The sequence below is a fragment of the Streptomyces sp. NPDC048436 genome (assembly GCF_043200355.1).
GTDB lineage: Bacteria > Actinomycetota > Actinomycetes > Streptomycetales > Streptomycetaceae > Streptomyces.
The window spans coordinates 1-20,157 of record NZ_JBICXP010000009.1 but is presented as its reverse complement, the minus strand read 5'-3'; the positions used below and the strand labels follow the sequence as shown (position 1 = coordinate 20,157).

The 20,157-nt window shown below is 71.4% G+C and carries 18 protein-coding genes; 12 read left to right on the top strand and 6 right to left on the bottom strand.

Annotated elements, in window-relative coordinates; translation table 11 throughout:
- Positions 1-147 precede the first annotated feature (147 nt).
- A complete protein-coding gene (locus tag ACGFX9_RS27765) occupies positions 148-987 on the top strand; it encodes a hypothetical protein (protein WP_393477671.1) in 840 nt (279 codons plus the stop codon).
- Between the two features lie 33 nt (positions 988-1,020).
- Here the strand turns inward: ACGFX9_RS27765 and disA are convergent, their stop codons facing one another.
- Entirely contained in the window at positions 1,021-2,145 is a 1,125-nt protein-coding gene (gene disA, locus ACGFX9_RS27760; RefSeq protein WP_393477666.1) for a DNA integrity scanning diadenylate cyclase DisA, read from the bottom strand.
- Positions 2,146-2,223: 78 nt separating this feature from the next.
- Positions 2,224-3,633, bottom strand: coding sequence for a DNA repair protein RadA (gene radA, locus ACGFX9_RS27755; RefSeq protein ID WP_393477661.1), 1,410 nt, complete (start codon positions 3,631-3,633; stop codon positions 2,224-2,226).
- Between the two features lie 189 nt (positions 3,634-3,822).
- On the opposite strand from radA, the gene ACGFX9_RS27750 reads away from it, so the two are divergent.
- The gene (locus ACGFX9_RS27750) at positions 3,823-5,514 is read left to right on the top strand and encodes a hypothetical protein (RefSeq protein ID WP_393477655.1); all 1,692 of its coding nucleotides are present in this window, start codon (positions 3,823-3,825) and stop codon (positions 5,512-5,514) included.
- Between the two features lie 29 nt (positions 5,515-5,543).
- Here the strand turns inward: ACGFX9_RS27750 and ACGFX9_RS27745 are convergent, their stop codons facing one another.
- Entirely contained in the window at positions 5,544-6,386 is an 843-nt protein-coding gene (locus ACGFX9_RS27745; RefSeq protein WP_393477649.1) for a hypothetical protein, read from the bottom strand.
- Between the two features lie 71 nt (positions 6,387-6,457).
- Between ACGFX9_RS27745 and ACGFX9_RS27740 the strand changes: the two genes are divergently transcribed.
- From ACGFX9_RS27740 to ACGFX9_RS27720, 5 genes are all read left to right on the top strand, one after another.
- Positions 6,458-7,417, top strand: coding sequence for a Ppx/GppA family phosphatase (locus ACGFX9_RS27740; RefSeq protein WP_393477644.1), 960 nt, complete (start codon positions 6,458-6,460; stop codon positions 7,415-7,417).
- A gap of 76 nt (positions 7,418-7,493) precedes the next feature.
- The gene (locus ACGFX9_RS27735) at positions 7,494-8,318 is read left to right on the top strand and encodes a sugar phosphate isomerase/epimerase family protein (RefSeq protein WP_393477640.1); all 825 of its coding nucleotides are present in this window, start codon (positions 7,494-7,496) and stop codon (positions 8,316-8,318) included.
- A 77-nt stretch (positions 8,319-8,395) separates the two neighbouring features.
- The gene (locus ACGFX9_RS27730; RefSeq protein WP_393477636.1) at positions 8,396-8,944 is read left to right on the top strand and encodes a TetR family transcriptional regulator; all 549 of its coding nucleotides are present in this window, start codon (positions 8,396-8,398) and stop codon (positions 8,942-8,944) included.
- A 138-nt stretch (positions 8,945-9,082) separates the two neighbouring features.
- Positions 9,083-10,936 (top strand): dihydroxy-acid dehydratase, encoded by a 1,854-nt coding sequence (gene ilvD, locus ACGFX9_RS27725; protein WP_393477632.1) that lies wholly within the window; start codon positions 9,083-9,085, stop codon positions 10,934-10,936.
- 133 nt (positions 10,937-11,069) lie between these two features.
- Positions 11,070-11,372, top strand: coding sequence for an SH3 domain-containing protein (locus tag ACGFX9_RS27720; RefSeq protein ID WP_393477628.1), 303 nt, complete (start codon positions 11,070-11,072; stop codon positions 11,370-11,372).
- Positions 11,373-11,446: 74 nt separating this feature from the next.
- Here ACGFX9_RS27720 and ACGFX9_RS27715 read toward each other — a convergent pair whose 3' ends face one another.
- Positions 11,447-13,699, bottom strand: a complete 2,253-nt coding sequence (locus tag ACGFX9_RS27715; RefSeq protein WP_393477623.1) for a PQQ-binding-like beta-propeller repeat protein — start codon at positions 13,697-13,699, stop codon at positions 11,447-11,449.
- A gap of 175 nt (positions 13,700-13,874) precedes the next feature.
- On the opposite strand from ACGFX9_RS27715, the gene ACGFX9_RS27710 reads away from it, so the two are divergent.
- The 4 genes from ACGFX9_RS27710 to proC all read left to right on the top strand — a co-directional run bounded on the left by ACGFX9_RS27710 (position 13,875) and on the right by proC (position 16,868).
- Positions 13,875-14,390, top strand: coding sequence for an EamA/RhaT family transporter (locus ACGFX9_RS27710; RefSeq protein WP_393477619.1), 516 nt, complete (start codon positions 13,875-13,877; stop codon positions 14,388-14,390).
- 61 nt (positions 14,391-14,451) lie between these two features.
- Entirely contained in the window at positions 14,452-15,258 is an 807-nt protein-coding gene (locus tag ACGFX9_RS27705) for an ABC transporter ATP-binding protein (RefSeq protein WP_393477614.1), read from the top strand.
- Entirely contained in the window at positions 15,255-15,992 is a 738-nt protein-coding gene (locus ACGFX9_RS27700; RefSeq protein ID WP_393477610.1) for an ABC transporter permease, read from the top strand. The genes ACGFX9_RS27705 and ACGFX9_RS27700 overlap by 4 nt, the downstream gene beginning before the upstream one ends.
- A 66-nt stretch (positions 15,993-16,058) precedes the next feature.
- The gene (gene proC, locus ACGFX9_RS27695) at positions 16,059-16,868 is read left to right on the top strand and encodes a pyrroline-5-carboxylate reductase (RefSeq protein ID WP_393477606.1); all 810 of its coding nucleotides are present in this window, start codon (positions 16,059-16,061) and stop codon (positions 16,866-16,868) included.
- 41 nt (positions 16,869-16,909) lie between these two features.
- On the opposite strand, the gene ACGFX9_RS27690 is transcribed toward proC, so the two are convergent.
- The gene (locus tag ACGFX9_RS27690) at positions 16,910-17,500 is read right to left on the bottom strand and encodes a cysteine hydrolase family protein (protein ID WP_393477603.1); all 591 of its coding nucleotides are present in this window, start codon (positions 17,498-17,500) and stop codon (positions 16,910-16,912) included.
- Between the two features lie 74 nt (positions 17,501-17,574).
- Here ACGFX9_RS27690 and ACGFX9_RS27685 point away from each other — a divergent pair, with 74 nt between their 5' ends.
- Positions 17,575-18,582 (top strand): GlxA family transcriptional regulator, encoded by a 1,008-nt coding sequence (locus ACGFX9_RS27685; protein ID WP_393477600.1) that lies wholly within the window; start codon positions 17,575-17,577, stop codon positions 18,580-18,582.
- Here the strand turns inward: ACGFX9_RS27685 and trpS are convergent.
- Positions 18,537-19,547 carry a tryptophan--tRNA ligase gene (gene trpS, locus ACGFX9_RS27680; RefSeq protein ID WP_393477598.1) on the bottom strand — a complete coding sequence of 337 codons (1,011 nt, stop codon included), beginning with the start codon at positions 19,545-19,547 and terminating at the stop codon, positions 18,537-18,539. The two genes, ACGFX9_RS27685 and trpS, sit on opposite strands and share 46 nt — an antisense overlap.
- Between the last annotated feature and the right edge of the window lie 610 nt (positions 19,548-20,157).

Sequence of the window (20,157 nt, the reverse complement as noted above, 5' to 3'; positions counted from 1 at the left end):
CCCGGCGATCGTCCGGTCACACCCCCTGACGAAAGACAGGGTGCGGGAAGCGGAGTCTGTCATTCCGAGATGATGATCCGGAAACTTTGTGACTCTGGGCGGCGGGTGGGGCAGGACACGGCGCGGATCTCTCGTAAGGTTTGGGCCGTGGGATCTCTGCGCAATCCGGTCGGGCCGCTTCCCTCCACCATCTACTGGCGTCGGAGGGCCATTCTGCTGTCCTTGTTCGGGCTGATGGCGCTCCTGGTCGTGTGGGTGCTGACCATGGGGGGCGGGGGCGGCAAGAACGGCGCCGACGGCCCGTCGGGTACGGGACCCGCCACCTCCATCACACCCGGTCCTTCCGAATCCGGGCCCGCCATCAGTCAAAACCCGGGCGGGCGCGACGAGTCGGGCGACGAGGGCGGGGACGGCGGCGGTTCGGGCGGCTCCGGTGGTTCGGGCGGCGGCTCCGGTGACTCCGGCGATTCCGAGGGGTCCGGCGGCGCGGGCGGCCCGGGTGGCTCCGGCGGCGGTGGCGGCGGCTCGGACGACGCCAAGGGCGGCGGAGGCGGTGGCGGTGGGCTGCCCGCGGGCTCGCGACTGCCCAACTGCGTGAGCGGCGACGTGAAGTTGAAGCTGCGGAGCGTCCACAACACGTACGAGATCGACGAGAAGCCGAAGTTCGAGATCGTCGCGCAGAACAGCGCGGGCAAGGCCTGCAAGGTCGATCTCGGCGGCAAGGGAACGGTGCTGACGATCACTCAGGCCGACAGCGAGAAGGAGATCTGGTCCTCGGCGGACTGCCCGTCGGGTGGCGGGAGCCTGTTGCTGCGGGTGCCGGGCGACGGGCGCGTCACGCACACCGTCCAGTGGGACCGGCGCGGCAGCGAGCCGCACTGCGCGTCGCCTCCGGCGGGCAGCGCCAAGCCGGGGACGTATCTCGTCGAGGCCAAGTCGCCCGGCCTGGGGTCGGCGCGAGCCTCGTTCGTACTGGAAGAGGGCTGACGCCGCGGGGCGGTTCCCCCGCCCCGCCGACGGCTAGACGTACCGCTCGAGAATCGACGACTCCGCGAGGCGGGAGAGCCCCTCGCGGACGCTGCGGGCCCGCGCCTCGCCCACCCCGTCCACCGTCTGAAGGTCATCGACGCTCGCGGCGAGCAGCTTCTGCAGTCCGCCGAAGTGCTCGACCAGGCGGTCGATGATGGCGCCGGGCAGCCGCGGCACCTTCGCCAGGAGCCTGAAGCCCCGCGGGGAGACGGCGGAGTCCAGCGCCTCCGGAGAGCCGGTGTAGCCCAAGCCGCGGGCCACCGTGGGCAGTTCGAGCAGCTCCGCGTGTGAAAGCGCGTCCAGTTCGAAGAGCGCCTCCTCCACCGTGCGGGAGCGCTTGGCGGTCGGCTCGGGCACATAGTCCCGGACGACCAGCTCGCGCTCGGGCTCGACGCCCGCGATCAACTCGTCCAGCTGGAGGGCGAGGAGACGGCCGTCGGTGCCGAGCTCCACCACGTACTCGGCGATCTCCGTGGCGATGCGGCGCACCATCTCGAGGCGCTGGGCGACCGCGGTGACATCGCGGACCGTCACCAGGTCCTCGATCTCCAGGGCCGACAGCGTGCCCGCCACCTCGTCGAGACGGAGCTTGTAGCGCTCCAGGGTCGCGAGCGCCTGGTTGGCGCGGGACAGGATCGCCGCCGAGTCCTCCAGGACCTTGCGCTGTCCGTCCACGTAGAGCGCGATGAGGCGCATGGACTGGGAGACGGAGACGATGGGGAAGCCCACCTGCTTGGACACGCGGTCCGCGGTGCGGTGCCGGGTGCCCGTCTCCTCGGTGGGGATCGTCGGGTCGGGGACGAGCTGCACGCCCGCCCGCAGGATCTTGGTGATGTCCTTGTCGACGACGATGCCGCCGTCGAGCTTGCACAGCTCGCGCAGCCGCGTCGCCGTGAACTCGACGTCCAGGATGAAGCCGCCCGTGCACATCGACTCGACGGTCTTGTCCCAGCCGAGGACGATGAGTCCTCCGGTGTTGCCGCGGAGGATGCGCTCGAGTCCGTCGCGCAGGCCCGTACCGGGCGCGACCGCGCTCAGGGAGGCGCGCATCAGCCCTTCGGCAGCGGAGCTTCCGCCGGGCTTGCCGGGAGCTGACGCCCGGTCGTTGGCTGCCACTGCACTCCTCGGGTCGCGGGTTGTCCAAGCCCCGGTCCATACGTCACTTCGTACGGATGGGCGAGACCAGGGCAAAGTCTACCGGCGGTCTTCCTCCTCCCGTGGGGCCTCTCTGCGACGCGACCTAGGAAGGACACGCAGCGCGTCCCCCATGTCGGCGACTTCGGTGACTTTCATACCGGGCGGGATCTTGCCCGGGTCGGACGGGACGAGGGCGTGCGTGAAGCCGAGGCGGTGCGCCTCGGCCAGTCTGCGCTGGACGCCCGTGACCCGTCTGACCTCGCCCGCCAGGCCCACCTCGCCGATCGCGACCAGGTTCTTGGGCAGCGGGGTGTCGCTCGCCGCGCTGGCCAGGGCGAGGGCGATCGCGAGGTCGGCCGCCGGCTCGGAGAGCTTCACGCCACCGACCGTCGCGCTGTAGATGTCGCGCTTGCCCAGTGCGGTGATGCGGCCCCGCTGCTCGAGGACGGCCAGCATCATCGAGACGCGGGAGGTCTCCAGGCCCGACGTGGTGCGGCGGGGGGAGGGGATCTGGGAGTCGACCGTGAGCGCCTGGACCTCGGCCACCAGGGGGCGGCGGCCTTCGAGCGTGACGGTCAGGCAGGTGCCGGGGACGGCCTCCGTGCGGCGGGTGAGGAAGAGGCCGCTGGGGTCGGCGAGGCCGGTGATGCCCTCGTCGTGCAGTTCGAAGCAGCCGACCTCGTCCGTCGTCCCGTAGCGGTTCTTGACGCCTCGGACGAGGCGCAGGCGGGCGTGGCGGTCGCCCTCGAAGGACAGGACGACGTCCACGAGGTGCTCAAGGAGGCGGGGGCCCGCGATCGCGCCGTCCTTGGTGACATGGCCGACCAGGAGCGTCGACATGGCGCGCTCCTTGGAGGCGCGGATCAGCGCGCCCGCCACCTCGCGGACCTGGGCCATGCCGCCCGGCGCCCCGTCGATCTCCGGTGACGCGATCGTCTGGACCGAGTCGAGGATCAGGAGCGACGGCTTCACCGCGTCCAAGTGACCGAGGACGGCGGCGAGATCGGTCTCCGCCGCGAGGTACAGGTGGTCGTCGATGGCCTTGATGCGGTCGGCGCGCAGGCGGACCTGGCTCGCCGACTCCTCGCCCGTGACGTACAGGGTGCGGTGATCCTCGCTCGCCGACTTCGCCGCGACGTCCAGGAGCAGCGTCGACTTGCCGACGCCGGGCTCGCCCGCGAGCAGCGCCACGGCGCCGGGGACGAGGCCGCCGCCCAGGACGCGGTCGAACTCGGGGACTCCGGTGGAGCGTGCGGTGGCCTGGCGGCCGTCGACCTGGCCGATGGGCAGGGCGGACGAGGTGACCCGGCCGGGGGCCGTGGTGCGGACCGCGGGCGCGCCGTACTCCTCGACCGTTCCCCAGGCCTGGCACTCGGGGCAGCGGCCGAGCCACTTGGCCGTCTGCCAGCCGCATTCGGTGCAGCGGTAGGACGGCCGGTCTTTGGCGGTTTTCGTACGGGTGGCCATGAACCGAACCGTAGCGGGCAGGACTGACAACGACCGACGGCGCGGGAGGCGACCCCCTCCGGGCCGGGGGCGCGCGTCACGGAATCATGGGCTCCTGTCCCCTTTTGAGGGATCTGTTCACCCGTAAGGATTAAATGTGCTCAAGTTGGCGGAGGGGCCCGGCATCATCCGCCTAACTTCGCACGGGTGATGAGCAGCAGGCCGGAAACCCCCACGCAAGCAACCGGCGCACACCGGGCGCATCGTGACGCGCGCCAGCGCGTTGTGCCCCGCTCGGTGCCGCAGGCGCCGCCCGCCCGCTATGAGCCCTGTCTGGACGGCCTGTTCACGTACTGCCTGTCCGTGCTCTGCGACCACGAGGCGGCGACCGCCGCCCTGGGGGACGTACTCGCCATCGCCGAGCGGCGCGGCTCACGCGCCCCCGACACCGAGGCCGAACTGAAGCCCTGGCTGTACGCACTGGCCCGCTGGGTCTGCCTGCGCGCCCTCGCCGACGCCAAGCGCAAACGCCAGGGCGCGCACGCCTCCCCAGCCGCCTCCCGCGCCCCGAAGCCGCCCGAGCCCGCCGATCCACCGGACGAGGACGAGCGGCGGCGGCGCCGTGAACTGGCCCAGCTGGCCTGGCCCGAGGCCGCCGGGACGACACCGGAGCAGCGCGAGGCCCTGGAGCTCGCCGTGCGCCACCAGCTGACCCCCAAGGAAGTCGCCGCGGTCATCGGCATGGACGTGGCGAGGACCCGCGAGCTCCTCGCCTCCGCCGCCTGCGAGGTCGAGCGCACCCGGGCCGCGCTCGCCGTCGTGGAGACCGGCACCTGCCCGATCGTCGCCCGCCTCACCGGCGACAACCAGCTCCTCCTCGGCACGGCCCTGCGCCGCGAACTCGTCCGGCACGTCGACGACTGCCCCCGCTGCCGCCGCACCGCCGAGCGCGCGGGTTCCGGCGCCTGGCCCGGCACGGCCGCGTCCCCGGCCGCGCTGCCCGTCATCGAGGCCCCGCGGGCCGCCGTGCACAGGGCGATGGCGCATGTCCCGCGCGCGCGGGGCGGCGGTCCGCGCTTCGACCGGGGCGGATTCCCGATGGACCCCAAGGACCACGCCGCACGCCGCGACCGGCTACGCGCGCGTGCCGTGACGACCACGGTCGTCGCCACCGTGGTGGCCGCCCCGGTGCTCGCCCTCTGGGCCGCCTACCGGGGAGCGCCCCTGATCGGAGAGGGCCAGGACGGCCGCTCGGTCAGCGCCAGCGAGACCGGTGACCCCGACGGCCTGAACGGCGATCGCAGACGCGAGGACTACGAGAACGCGGGCAACGCCCACACACCGCCCGACCCCCGCTTCACCGCGGGCAGCCGCTCACCGGACGTCTCCGTAGAGGTCATTTCCCCGGGATCGCCCCCGTCCCGCTCGGGCACCGGGGCCGGGCGCCTCACCGTAGAGGCACGGCCGAGCGGAGGGACGACGCTGGTCACACTGACGGCGTCCGGCGGCGAACCGGTCAGCTGGTCGGCGAGCACGGGAGCCTCCTGGCTCTACCTCAGCCGCTCGTCCGGGACGCTCGCGCCAGGAGAAACGTTCACGATCCGCGTGTACGTCGACCACGGCCGTGAGCCGGTGGGGCACTGGAGCGCGCGGGTCTCCATCGCGCCGTCCGGGGCGATCATCTCGATCGAGGGGTACGGAAACGGTTCGGGACGACCGACGACTCCGGGCCCGAGGCCCACCACCAAGCCGCCGAGGCCGACGCCGACACCTTCGACCCCGGACCCGACGCCCACGCCGCCGGACCCGGACCCGACCCCATCGGACCCGACGCCCACCCCCTCGGACCCCGGGAACTCGTCACCGCCGCCGAGCGGCAGCGGTGACCCGAGCCCCGAGTGAGGGATGAGCGGGGTGGCGAAAGGAAACTGCTAGCGCGCCGGGTCCGCCGGATGCGGCGCGAGCAACGGAAGCTGCGAAGCAAGCCGCTCCTCGCACAGCTCGGCGAGCCGGTCGTAGCCCTCCTTGCCCATCAGCTCCGTCAGCTCGGGGCGGTAGGAGACGTACACCGGGTCACCGGCGCCGTGCGCCGACGTCGCCGACGTGCACCACCAGTGCAGATCGTGGCCGCCGGGGCCCCAGCCCCGCCGGTCGTACTCCCCGATCGACACCTGGAGGATGCGCGTGTCATCGGGCCGGTCGATCCACTCGTACGTCCGCCGGACCGGCAGCTGCCAGCAGACGTCCGGCTTTGTCTCCAGCGGCTCGCGGCCCTCCTTCAGCGCCAGGATGTGCAGCGAGCACCCCGCGCCCCCGGCGAAACCGGGGCGGTTCTGGAAGATGCAGGAGCCGTTGTACGGGCGGGTCTGGCGCTCGCCGTCCTCGTCCGTCGACACCCAGCCGCTCACCGTGCCGATGTCGTGGTGCTGCCAGACGTCCGGCGTGAGCCGCGCCACGGACTCGGCCACGCGCTTCTCGTCGTCCTCGTCGGAGAAGTGCGCGCCAAGCGTGCAGCAGCCGTCGTCCGCCCGGCCCGCCTGGATGCCCTGGCAGCCACTGCCGAAGATGCAGCTCCACCGAGAGGTCAGCCATGTCAGATCACAGCGGAAGACCTGCTCGTCGTCCGCCGGATCCGGGAACTCCACCCAGGCACGGGCGAAGTCGAGGCCCTTCTCGTCCGGCAGGGCCTTCTCCGGCTTTCCCGCCTTCCCCGGCTTCCCCGACTTCGTCTTCGGCTTCGTTTTGTCGGTCTTCGCCTTTTTCGTCTTTGGCACGACTCCAGGGTATGCGCGCACTACCCGGTCCGAGGACCAGCGGGCGCCGTACGCGCAGTAGCGTTCCGTACATGAGACTCGGTGTCCTCGACGTAGGTTCGAACACGGTGCACCTGCTGGTGGTGGACGCCCACCCCGGCGCGCGCCCGCTGCCCGCGTATTCGCACAAGGCCGAGCTGCGCCTGGCTCAACTCCTCGACGAGGCCGGGGCGATCGGCCCCGAGGGCATCGACCGCCTGGTCGCCACCGTCCGGGAGGCGATGGAGGCGGCGGAGGACAAGGGCGTGGAGGATCTTGCGCCGTTCGCGACCTCCGCGGTCCGCGAGGCCAGCAACGCCGATCAGGTCCTCGCCCGGGTCAAGGAGGAGACCGGCGTCGACCTCCAGGTCCTCACCGGCGCCGAAGAGGCCCGCCTGACCTTCCTCGCCGCCCGCCGCTGGTTCGGCTGGTCGGCGGGAAAGCTCCTGGTCATCGACATCGGCGGCGGCTCCCTCGAGATCGCGTACGGCATCGACGAGGAGCCGGACGCCGCCGTCAGCCTGCCGCTCGGCGCGGGCCGGCTGACCGGCGCCTGGCTCACCCAGGACCCGCCGGACCCGGCCGACGTGAAGGCGCTGCGGCGGCATGTGCGCGCCCAGATCGCGCGCACGGTCGGCGAGTTCAGCCGCTTCGGCGCACCGGACCACGTCGTGGCGACGTCGAAGACGTTCAAGCAGCTGGCCAGGCTCGCGGGCGCCGCGCGCTCCGCCGAAGGCCTCTACGTACAGCGTGAGCTGAAGCGGAAATCCCTGGAGGACTGGGTTCCGCAACTGGCGGCGATGACGGCGCAGGAACGCTCCGAGCTGCCCGGAGTCTCCGAGGGGCGGGCCGGACAGCTCCTCGCGGGGGCGCTCGTCGCGGAGGGCGCGATGGATCTCTTCGGCGTCGAGACGCTGGAGATCTGCCCGTGGGCGCTGCGCGAGGGCGTCATCCTGCGCCGCCTCGACCACCTTCCGCCGGCCCAGGCGGCCACCACGGGCGACGGTGCGTAGACGTACGTCACATACGGCCCAGGTGTGGGGGAGACCACCTCCCGCGCGCCTGGGCGAGGCCCGTACCCTGTCCTTCGTGGCAGAACCAGTGGTGCGCATCCCGGATGCGAAGGTCGCCCTGTCGACGGCCTCGGTCTATCCGGAGTCGACGGCGACGGCCTTCGAGATCGCCGCACGTCTGGGCTACGACGGTGTCGAGGTCATGGTCTGGACCGACCCCGTCAGCCAGGACATCGAGGCGCTGCGCAGACTCAGCGACTATCACCGCATCCCGATCCTCGCCATTCACGCCCCCTGTCTCCTGATCACGCAGCGCGTCTGGTCCACGGACCCCTGGATCAAGCTCCAGCGCGCGCAGGCCGCCGCCGAGAAGCTGGGCGCGTCGACCGTCGTCGTGCACCCGCCCTTCCGCTGGCAGCGGCAGTACGCGAACGCCTTCGTCGAGGGCATCTGGCGGATGGCCAACGAGACGGACGTCCGCTTCGCCGTCGAAAACATGTACCCGTGGCGCTACCGCGACCGCGAGATGCTCGCCTACGCCCCCGACTGGGACGTCACCAAGGACGACTACCGCCACTTCACGGTCGACCTCAGTCACACCGCGACCGCCCGCACGGACGCGATGCAGATGATCGACCGCATGGGCGACCGCCTCGGCCACGTCCACCTCGCCGACGGCAAGGGCTCCGCCAAGGACGAGCACCTGGTGCCAGGGCGCGGCACGCAGCCCTGCGCCGAACTCCTTGAGCGCCTCGCGACGACCGGCTTCGACGGGCACGTCGTCATCGAGGTCAACACGCGCCGCGCGATGTCCAGCGCCGAACGCGAGGCCGACCTCGCCGAGGCCCTCGCCTACACCCGGCTGCATCTGGCGTCCGCGCTTCAGGTGCCCCGCTCGTGACGGCTCCGGCGCCGGGCGGTGCGGCTCCGCGCCGCAGGGGGCGCCCTTCGCGTACGCAGTCGGCCGAGGGTCCGGCGATGCGGGACCGCATCCTGGAGGCGGCCCGCGCCGAGTTCTCCGCACGGGGGTACGAGAAAACCTCCGTGCGCGGGATCGCCAAGGCCGCAGGGGTGGACTCGGCGCTGGTGCACCACTACTTCGGCACCAAGGAGCAGGTCTTCGCCTCCGCGATCGAGGTGGCCTTCGCGCCCGCGCTCGACGCGTCGTCGGCGATCGAGGCGGGCCCGCTCGACGGCGTCGGCGAGCGCCTGACCCGCTTCATCTTCGGCGTCTGGGAGAACCCCGCGACCCGCGTCCCGCTGCTCGCGATCGTCCGCTCGGCGGTGAACAACGACACGGCGGCGGCCGTCTTCCGCCGCCTCATCGTGGCGCAGCTGCTCGGCAGGGTGGCCCGCCGCGTCGACCGTCCTGACGCGGAGCTGCGCGCGGAGCTGGCGGCCGCGCAGCTCGTGGGCACGGCGATGCTGCGGTACGTGATCCAGGTGGAGCCGCTGGCGTCGGCCGACCCGGAGGTGATCATCGCGCGGCTCGCGCCGGTGGTGCAGGGGCATCTGACCGGCCCCTGAGCCGGCCCCCGGAATGAACCGCTCACCGAGACAGCCGTCCCGCCATCCGGACACGCTGTCCAGATCGTGGAGCGTCGGCGTACGCTCGAGGACAGTCGATCCTTATGTCTCTCCCGATCCCCGAAGGAGCGAGCGACGATGCCCGAGCTCAGGTCCCGCACAGTCACCCACGGCCGCAACATGGCGGGCGCACGCGCCCTTATGCGTGCCTCCGGTGTACCCGGCGCGGACATCGGGCGTAAGCCGATCATCGCCGTCGCCAACTCCTTCACCGAGTTCGTGCCGGGCCACACCCACCTCCAGCCGGTCGGCCGCATCGTCTCCGAGGCGATCACCGCGGCGGGCGCCATCCCGCGCGAGTTCAACACGATCGCCGTGGACGACGGCATCGCGATGGGCCACGGCGGAATGCTGTACTCCCTGCCGTCCCGCGACCTGATCGCCGACTCGGTGGAGTACATGGTGGAAGCGCACTGCGCGGACGCCCTGATCTGCATCTCCAACTGCGACAAGATCACCCCCGGCATGCTGAACGCTGCCCTGCGCCTCAACATCCCGACGGTCTTCGTCTCCGGCGGCCCGATGGAGGCCGGCAAGGCCACCCTGGTCGACGGCACGGTCCGCAAACTGGACCTGGTCAACGCGATCAGCGACGCGGTGGACGAGAGCGTCTCGGACGAGGACATCCTGCGCATCGAGGAGAACGCCTGCCCGACCTGTGGCAGCTGTTCCGGCATGTTCACGGCCAACTCCATGAACTGCCTGACGGAGGCCATCGGCCTCTCGCTCCCCGGCAACGGCTCGATGCTCGCCACGCACACCGGCCGCAAGGCGCTGTACGAGAAGGCGGGCGCCACGGTCGTCGAGATCGCCAAGCGCTACTACGACGGCGACGACGCGTCGGTCCTGCCGCGCAACATCGCCACCCGCGCCGCCTTCGACAACGCCATGGCGCTCGACATCTCCATGGGCGGCTCCACCAACACGATCCTGCACCTGCTTGCCGCGGCCCAGGAGGCCGAGCTCGACTACACCCTGGCCGACATGGACGCCGTATCGCGCCGTGTCCCCTGCCTGGCCAAGGTCGCCCCGAACGTCGCGCCCGGCGGCACGTACTACATGGAGGACGTGCACCGCGCCGGCGGCATCCCCGCCATCCTCGGCGAGCTGTACCGCGCGGGCCTCCTGAACGAGGACGTGCACACGGTCCACTCCCCGTCCATCAAGGACTGGCTGGAGACGTGGGACGTGCGCGGCGGTTCACCGTCGGACGAGGCGGTCGACCTCTGGTACGCGGCCCCGGGCTGCGAGCGCTCGGCGACGGCCTTCTCGCAGTCGAAGCGCTGGGACACCCTGGACACGGACGCCGCCGGCGGCTGCATCAGGGACGCGGCCCACGCGTACTCGGAGGACGGCGGCCTCGCGGTCCTCAAGGGGAACCTCGCCGTGGACGGCTGTGTCGTGAAGACGGCCGGTGTCGACGAGTCGATCTGGACGTTCGAGGGTCCCGCGGTGGTCTGCGAGTCGCAGGAGGACGCCGTCGAGAAGATCCTCAAGAAGCAGATCAAGGAAGGCGACGTGGTCGTCATCCGCTACGAGGGCCCCAAGGGCGGCCCCGGCATGCAGGAAATGCTCTACCCCACCTCCTTCCTGAAGGGCCGCGGCCTGGGCAAGGCCTGCGCCCTGGTCACGGACGGCCGCTTCTCCGGCGGCACGTCGGGCCTGTCGATCGGCCACGCGTCGCCCGAGGCGGCGTCCGGCGGCACGATCGCGCTGGTCGAGGACGGCGACCGCATCCGCATCGACATCCCCAACCGCGGCATCGAACTCCTCGTCGACGACGCCGAGCTGACCCGCCGCCGCGAGGCCCTGGGCGGCGTCTACGCCCCCAAGGCCCGCGAACGCAAGGTCTCCGCGGCGCTGCGCGCCTACGCGGCGATGGCGACGAGCGCGGACCGCGGCGCGGTGCGGGACGTGTCGCTGCTGGGCTAGCGCCCGGCTTCCGGCGGTGCGGGGCCGGGGAAAGGAACCCGGCCACCGCAACCACCCCACCTCGCTCACGCGTCCACCCAGTGACGAACATGCCAAGGGCGGCCCGAGCCGCCGCTTCACGGGGGAGAGAAGCATGAGCGAGAACGTCATCGTGCCCGAGGTCGCGGAGGCCGCGGAGGTCGTGGAGACCACCGCGGCGAAGACGTACGCCGTCGCCGCGGACGTCAACGTCCGCTCAGGACCGGGTACGTCGTACGACAAGGTGGGCCGCGTATCGGCGGGCTCCCGGGTGACCATCCACTGCCAGAAGCCGGGCGAGACGGTCACCGGACCCACCGGCACCTCGAAGCTGTGGGACCGCATCGGCAGCGGGCGCTACATCTCCGACACGTACGTCCGCACGGGCAGCGACGGCTACGTGGCGCCGCGCTGCTGAGGCCTCTGAACTGAGCGCAGGGGTGAGCGCAGGGGAGCCGTCGAGGCCCGGCCGTCAGCCGGACTTCGGCGGCTTCAGCGTGACTTCGGCGGCTTCGCCGCGTCGAAGGCGAACAGGGTGTTCCCGGCCGCGGCCACGACCACCGCGCGCCCGGCGACGGTCACACGCGGACTCGCGCCCAACTCGCCCGTCAGGCCCTGGGCCCGGGGATCCGTCGTCCACAGGGGCTCGCCGTCTCGCGGCGACAGTGCGACGACCCGGCCGCTGGCCGAGCTGAAGTACAGCGCCCCGGCTGCCGCCACAGGACCCGACGCGCCCTCCACGCTCGTCTGCCGCGACCACTTCTTGCGGCCGGTCGCGGGGTCCAGCGCCGTGACGAGACCTGTCTGCCCGCTCAGATAGACGGCCCCGCCGCCCATGCCGGGCGTCCCGTCGTACGTCTTCGCGAACCGTGAGTACGAGACCTTCGGCGAGGTCAACGAGACCCGCGCCACCCCGTCGTACCCGGCCGACGCAGGCCCCTCCATGTGCTGCCGCAGGAATACGAGAGCGTCGCCGGCGACGCCCATCGGCACGACGGGACCCTTGACCGCGATGGCCTTGCCCAGCGTCCCCTTGACGCGGTCGACCACGTGCAGGGTCGGGTTGCGCACCGCACTGGCCTCCAATTCCGCGCCCGGCGCGCACATCGCGTAGAGCCGCGCACCCGCCGGAACCGGGGAGCACCGCGTGCCCGCCGGGAAAGGCGTCTTCCAGGTGACACTGCCGCTGCGCGCGTCCCGCGCCTCAAGGCGGGAGTTCGACGCGTCGACCGTGATGACGCTGGAGCCGATCACCACGGCGTCCCGCGTCCGGCCCGTGACGGCCGTCGACTGGGCGCCGGACGGCACGAACCACAGCTCCGTGCCGTGCTTCGCGTCGAGGGCCACCACCTCGGTCGCGGGACCGCCCGGCGCGTCCTCGGCGGCGAAACGGTAGCCGAACACGGTGTCGTTCGTGGCGCCCACCAGATGCATCCCCTGGACAGGGACGCCGGGGCTGTTCTCCGTCCAGACGCGCGAGCCGTCGGAGGCCCTGACCCGGGTCGCGACGACGCCGCCGCCCCCGCAGAACAGCGCGTCGCCGCGCGCGACACAGCGCAGCTCGTCCGGGATGTCCTCGCGTCCGCCCCGGACGGTCTTGCGCCAGGGCTCGAAGCCGTCCGGCAGCGCGGCACCCGGCGCGGCGGCGATGCTGCCCTTGTCGCTCCCGCCGCCCTTCCCCGCAGTGCCCGGCTCATCAGGTCCGCCGGACGTCACCGCCGCGACACCGCCGCCGATCGCGGCCACGGCGACCGCGGCCGCGAGCACGGGGCGCCAGCGGCGGCGCAGCCGGCGGCCGATGGCGGCGCCGGTGCCGGTGCCGGTATCGACGCCGGTCAGGGCCGTCGGCGGCGGGGTGTCCGCCGTCGTGAGGTGATGCTGGGTTTTCATGTCCCGGGTGCGGCCCGCGTGGACCCCGCCGGCGGGGGTGCCGCCGAGGTCGGTGGGCAGGTCCCGCAGCCGTACGAGGAGTTCGTCGGTGGAGGGGCGCGCTTCGGGATCCTTCTCCAGGCACGGCTCGACGACCGCGCGCAGAGCGGTCGGGACGTCGCCCAACGACGGCTCCTCGTGCACCACTTGATACGCGGTCATGTACGGGCTGTCCGCGTCGAACGGCCCCTGCCCCGTCGCCGCGTACACCAGCAGCGTGCCCAGCGAGAAGACGTCGGACAGCGGCCCCACCCCACGCGGCGCCTGCAACTGCTCCGGGGACATGAAGGGCGGCGTACCGATGACACGCCCCGTCATCGTCAGCGTCTGCTGGTCCGCGGCGCGCGAGATGCCGAAGTCGATGACGCGCGGACCCTCGGGCGAGAGCACGACGTTCGAGGGCTTCAGGTCACGGTGCACGACGCCCGCGCGGTGGATGTCACGCAGCGCCTCCGTCAGACCGATGGCGAGTATCCGCAGCTCCGCGCCGGTCAGCGGGCCCGTCTTGGCGATGCGCTGGGCGAGCGTGTGCCCCTCTATATAGGCGGTCGCCATCCACGGATGTTCGGCCTCCGGGTCGGCGTCGACCACGGCGGCGGTGAACGCGCCGCTCACCCGCCGCGCCGCGGCCACCTCCTGCCGGAAGCGGATACGGAACTCCTCGTCCCCGGCGAACTGCTGGTGGATCAGCTTGATGGCCACGGGTCGCCCCGAAGCCGTACGCGCCAGAAAGACCGTGCCCATGCCGCCCGAGCCGAGGCGCGCCTCGAGCGGATAGCCGCCGATCTCAGCTGGGTCACCTCCGCGGAGCGACACTCTCCGACCTCCCCGTTCCCCCGTGCACCGATTTCCACCTGGGCCCGTTTGCCTGTCCTGCCACCCAAACTAGCCGCCGGGTGGTACGGCAGGGCAAGGCGGGGGACGAATAGGGCGCGCCTGCCCGGTGTCGATGTGCGTCAGGTCCGGGGCCACCGCGGGCGATACTCGACGGGTGAGCGCAGATTCCAGCACCCCCGACCGCACGGACTCGACAGCCGCGACGGCCCCCGGCCCGCAGCCCGAGCCCCTCCGCTTCTTCGGCACGACCTGGGTCGGCCACGACAACGGCTACGGCGCGCGCCGCGTGGGTGTCGCGGCGGGCTCACTGCTTGCCGCGGCGGCGGGCTGCTTCGTGCTGCGTTTCGCGTATGAGGGGATGGCGATCGCGGACGTGGGGACGTTCGTGAACTTCCTGGTCCTCATCATGTTCTCGATCTGCAGTGCGATCGCCTTCCGCCGCACCTGGGAGGGGTTCACCCGCCGCCACGACCCGGCGTCCCAGTCCTCGATGCGCGGCCTCCTGACCATCGGCTTCGTCGGCGTCTTCCTCGCCTACTTCTTCCGCTCCCTCACCGAGGCCCCGGGGGAGACGCTCCACCGCGAGGAGTACGAGGCGGCGCGCGAGCAGTACGCGAAGCGCACGGCACGCCGCGCGGGCAATCCCTCCAGGAAGAACCGGAAGGGCTGAGGGGCCCGGGAGGGACGCAAGCCCTTGACGTCCTCCGCGCCCTGGGCGCAATAATCATCACATGATGAATATCGAGACGTCACCCGCCGTCGAGGCGAGGGCCCTCACCGTCATCCGAGGCCCCCGCACAGTCCTCCGCGCCCTGGACTTCACCGTCCCGAAGGGGCAGATCACCGGCCTCCTGGGCCCCTCGGGCTGCGGCAAGTCCACCCTGATGCGCGCGGTGGTCGGCAGCCAGGCCAAAGTCACCGGCACCCTGAAGGTCCTCGGCCACCCGGCCGGCTCGCCCGGCCTCCGGTCCCGCATCGGCTACGTCACGCAGGATCCATCCGTCTACGACGACCTGACCGTCCGGCAGAACCTCGACTACTTCGCCGCCGTCCTCGACCCCGGCCGCGGGGCCGCCGCCCACCGCCGCCACGACCACGTCACCCACGCCATCGCCGACGTCGACCTGACGGCCCACGCCGACTCCCTCGCGGGCAACCTCTCCGGAGGCCAGCGCAGCCGCGTCTCCCTGGCGGTGGCCCTCCTCGGGGCGCCGGAAGTCCTCGTACTCGACGAACCCACCGTCGGCCTCGACCCCGTACTCCGCCGCGATCTGTGGAACCTCTTCCACTCCATCGCCGCCGACCGGGGCACCACGATCCTCGTCTCCTCGCACGTCATGGACGAGGCCGAACGCTGCCACCGCCTCCTCCTCATGCGCGAGGGCGAACTCCTCGCCGACGACACCCCGGAGGCCCTGCGCACCCGCACCGCCTCCGAAACCGTAGAAGAGGCCTTCCTCCACCTCGTGGAGGAGGCGAACGCGACCCAGAGCGACAGCGACACCGGAAGTGCGACCCCCGCCAGGAGCCCCCGATGAACGCCCACCGCACCCTCGCCACCGCGGCCCGCGTCCTGCGCCAGCTCCGCCACGACCCGCGCTCCATCGCCCTGATGATCCTGGTGCCCTGCGTGATGCTGCTGCTCCTGCGCTACGTGTTCGACGGCAGCCCGCAGACCTTCGACTCCATCGGCGCCTCGCTCCTCGGCATCTTCCCCCTCATCACGATGTTCCTGGTGACCTCCATCGCCACCCTCCGCGAACGCACCTCCGGTACCCTCGAACGCCTCCTCGCCATGCCCCTCGCCAAGGGCGACCTCATCGCGGGCTACGCCCTCGCCTTCGGCGCCCTCGCCGTCGTCCAGTCCGTCCTCGCGACGGGCCTCGCCCTCTGGGTCCTCGGCCTGGACGTCACCGGCTCCGCCTGGCTGCTGCTCCTGGTCGCGCTGCTCGACGCCCTGCTCGGCACGGCGCTCGGCCTCTTCGTCTCCGCGTTCGCGGCCTCCGAGTTCCAGGCCGTCCAGTTCATGCCGGCCGTGATCTTCCCCCAGCTGCTCCTGTGCGGCCTGTTCACCCCGCGCGACAAGATGCAGCCGGTCCTCGAAGCGATCTCGAACGTCCTGCCCATGTCGTACGCCGTGGACGGCATGAACGAAGTCCTCCGCCACCCCTCCGTCACCGGCGACTTCGTACGCGACGCCGTCATCGTCGCCGCCTGCGCCGTACTCGTCCTCGCCCTCGGCGCCGCCACCCTCCGCCGCCGCACGGCCTGACCCGCCAATGCGAGGATGGCCGGACCAGAACGTCCCGCTGACCCGCACCTGGAGGGTGACCCACCCATGCCCCAGCCCGTCGCAGTCCTCGGCACCGGCAAGATCGGCGAAGCCCTCCTCAGCGGAATGATCCGGGCCGGCTGGGCCCCCGCCGATCTCCTGGTCACCACCCGCCGCTCCGACCGCGCCGCGGAACTCCGCACCCGCTACGGAGTCGACCCCGTCAGCAACGCCGAAGCCGCCAAGCAGGCCGACACCCTCATCCTCGCCGTCAAGCCGCAGGACATGGGCCGCCTCCTGGACGAGCTCGCCCCGCACGTCGCCCCCGACCGCCTGGTCATCAGCGCCGCCGCAGGCATCCCCACCTCCTTCATCGAGGAACGCCTCGCCGATGGCACCCCCGTGGTCCGCGTCATGCCCAACACCCCGGTCCTCGTGGACGAAGGCATGTCCGTCATCTCCGCGGGCAGCCACGCAACCGCCGACCACCTCGCCCACGCCGAGGCGATCTTCGGCGCCGTCGGCAAGACCCTGCGCGTCCCCGAGACCCAGCAGGACGCCTGCACCGCACTCTCCGGCTCAGGACCGGCGTACTTCTACTACCTGGTCGAGGCCATGACCGACGCCGGCATCCTCCTCGGCCTGCCCCGCGACAAGGCCCACGACCTGATCGTCCAGGCCGCGATCGGCGCCGCCGTGATGCTCCGCGACAGCGGCGAACACCCGGTCAAGCTCCGCGAGAACGTCACCTCCCCGGCCGGCACCACCATCAACGCCATCCGCGAACTGGAGAACCACGGCGTACGAGCAGCCCTCATCGCCGCCCTGGAAGCCGCCCGCGACCGCAGCCGCGAACTCGCCTCCGGCAACAGCTGACCGTCGCCGATGGGCATAGGGGCGCGCACAGGCCGCGCCCCTTATACGGCCACCGCCGCGGCGACGACCGCCTCCGTGGTCACCACCTCCGCGAAGCGCCCGCCGTGCAGCGAAACCGCCGAGGCCTGCGCCAGCTCCTCCGCGGTGCGCCGCCAGCCGAACGGCCCCTCAAGGTCGAACGTGTGCGTGGCGTCCAGCGCGAACAGCACGCGGTACCCCAAGTTCCCGCCCATCCGCGCCGTCGTCTCCGCGCACATGTTCGTCTGGATCCCGGCCACCACGAACTGCGAGATCCCCTCCGCCTTCAGCCACGCGTCCAGATCCGGCGTCCCGTAGAAGGCCGAGTTCACGGTCTTCTTCACGAACAGCTCCGCCCCCGCGCCCTTCCCGCGCCGCTGCTCGACGTACTCCTTGAAGTCGTTCCCCGCATACCCGAGCCGCAGCGGCGACGCCGGATGGGACGAGTCATGGCGTACGAAGACGACCGGGCGCCCCGTGGCCTGCCAGGCGTCGATGAGCGACGCGATGTTCTCATCGGCCTCCGGATTGTTCCGCGCTCCCCAGAACCCCTCCTCCTCAAAACCCTTCTGTACGTCCACGACCACCAGCGCTGCGTTCTCTGCGATGTCCATGAAGACGATGCTGCCGCCACACCTCCCCACGGCCCAGAGGGAAGAAAGCCATCGACCGATGGTTTACTGCCACCGTGCCCAAGCCACCGCTCGCCCCCACCCCCCAGCGCATCGCCCTGCTCGCCTTCCCCGGCATCCGCGCCTTCGACGTCTCCGTCATCACGGAGGTCTGGGGCACCGACCGCACCGACCGCGGCGTACCCGCCTTCGACCTCCGCCGCGTAGCCGCCGACCCCGCACCCGTCCCCATGCGCGGCGCCCTCACCCTCACCCCCGACCGAACCCTCGCCTGGCTGACCCGCCTCTCGACCACCGACCTGATCGTCGTCCCCGGCCTCGACGACCACGTCACCCCCGCCCCGGCCCCCGTCCTCGAAGCCCTGCGCAAGGCGCACACCCGAGGCACCACCATCGCGGCACTCTGCGGCGGCGCCTTCACCCTCGCCCAGGCAGGCCTCCTCGACGGCCGCCGCGCGGTCACCCACTGGGGCCTCGTCGACCTGCTCCGCGCCCATCACCCCCGCGTCACCGTCGAACCCGACGCCCTCTTCATCGAGGACGACAACATCTGGACCGCCGCGGGCACCGCCGCCGGCATCGACCTCTGCCTGCACCTGGTCCGCACGGCCCACGGCTCCGAAGCGGCGGCGGCCGTCGCCCGCTCGATGGTCACCGCCCCCTTCCGCACCGGCACCCAGGCCCAGTTCATCGAGCACCCCACCCCGCACGCCGACCGCGACGCCGACGCGCTGGCCTCCGTACGCGAATACGCCCTCCGGCACCTCCACGAACCGCTCACCGTCGCCGGCCTCGCCACCCGGGCAGGCATGTCGGCGCGCACCTTCGCCCGTCACTTCACGGCGGCCACCGGCACCACCCCCCTGCGCTGGCTCCTGGACCAGCGCCTGGCGGCAGCGCAGAAGCTCCTGGAACGCACCGACCTGCCCATGCCCGAAGTGGCACGCCGCGCGGGCTTCGGCAGTGAGGTCACGATGCGCCAGCACTTCGCCTCGCGCCTCACCACCAGCCCCCGCGCCTACCGCGCCTCGTTCACCGGCGGCAGCAGACCGATGGCGCGATAGGCGGTGTCCACCGTCGGCCGGGCCATCTCCCGCGCCCGCTCGGCCCCCCGCCGCAACACGTCCTCCACATACGCGGGATCGGCGACCAGCTCCTTGTGCTTCTCCTGCAAGGGCCGCAGCACCTCCACCACGGCATCGGCGGTGTCCTTCTTCAAGGCCCCGTACGTCTCGTACTCACCGCTCAAGCCCTCGGGATCCCCACCCTCACAGGACGCGAGGATCTCCAGCAGATTCGATACACCCGGCTTGGCCTCACGGTCGTACTCGACCTCGGACCCGCTGTCGGTCACCGCCCGCATGATCTTCTTCCGTACGACATCCGGCTCGTCCAGCAGATAGACGATCCCGGCCCCGGTGTCGCCGGACTTCCCCATCTTCGACGTCGGGTCCTGCAGATCCATGACCTTGGCCGCCACTTTGGGAAACGTGGCCCGCGGCACCACGAACGTGTGCCCGTACCGCTGGTTGAACCGCACCGCCAGATCCCGGGTGAGCTCGACATGCTGGACCTGGTCGTCCCCGACCGGCACCTCGTCCGCCCCGTACGCCAGGATGTCCGCCGCCATAAGGACGGGATAGGTGAGCAGCGAAAGCCGCACACTGCCGCCCCGCGCGGCCTCCCGCGCGGACTTCTCCTTGTACTGGATCATCCGCCGCATCTCGCCGTCCGTCGCGATGCACTCAAGGAGATACGAGAGCCGGGCGTGCTCATCCACATGACTCTGGACGAACACGACGGCCCGCTCCGGATCGATCCCCGACGCGAGGAACAGCGTCGCCGCCTGCCGACTGAGCCTGCGCACCCGGCCTGGATCGTGGTCCACGGTCAGGGCGTGCAGGTCGACGATGCTGAACAGCGACTCCGCCCGGTGCTGATCAACCTCTGCCCACTGGCGCAGGGCGCCCAGGTAGTTCCCGAGGGTCAGGTGCCCCGTCGGCTTGATCCCGCTGAAGATCCTCGTCATCTCTCCGCCTCCTGGTCAGGCCCGCCGGCCCGACGGCCGGGCTCCGGGTCCTCCTGGGGGAGAAACAAGAACGGCCGCCGAGTCGGCGGCCGTTGGGTACATGCGTGTGTACGGCCGCCGTCAGGCGGCCCACCACAGTTGGGTGTGCGCATGCGTAGTCACGGCTCCTACAGTAGCTCGCAGGGCCCTCCGTGTACTCGGGTTGACACACCTTGACCGCCTCCGTACTGTTCTCCGAGTTGCCCGACGTGAGCGTCGACCCTTGGTCGGTCCCCGGGCAGCCATTCCGCACAACCATTCAAGCGATCGATGCCGTGTCATCTTCGATGCCCCGTCGTCTGCTCGTTTTCATGCGCTTTTGCGAAATGAGGAATCCGCGTTCGAAAGGACGCCCCCGATTAGCCGGGGAGCGAGGATTCCGCTAAAGTCTCACTCGTCGGAACGGCCCAACAGCCGGGAAGACAAAGGCCCGCTGACTGGGAATCAGGCCCGAAAGGATCTGATAGAGTCGGACTCGCCGGAAAGGGAAACGCGAAAGCCGAAAGGCAGGAGCGGGAACCGGAAAGGCACCGAGGAAATCGGACACGAAAGAGTCTGATAGAGTCGGAAA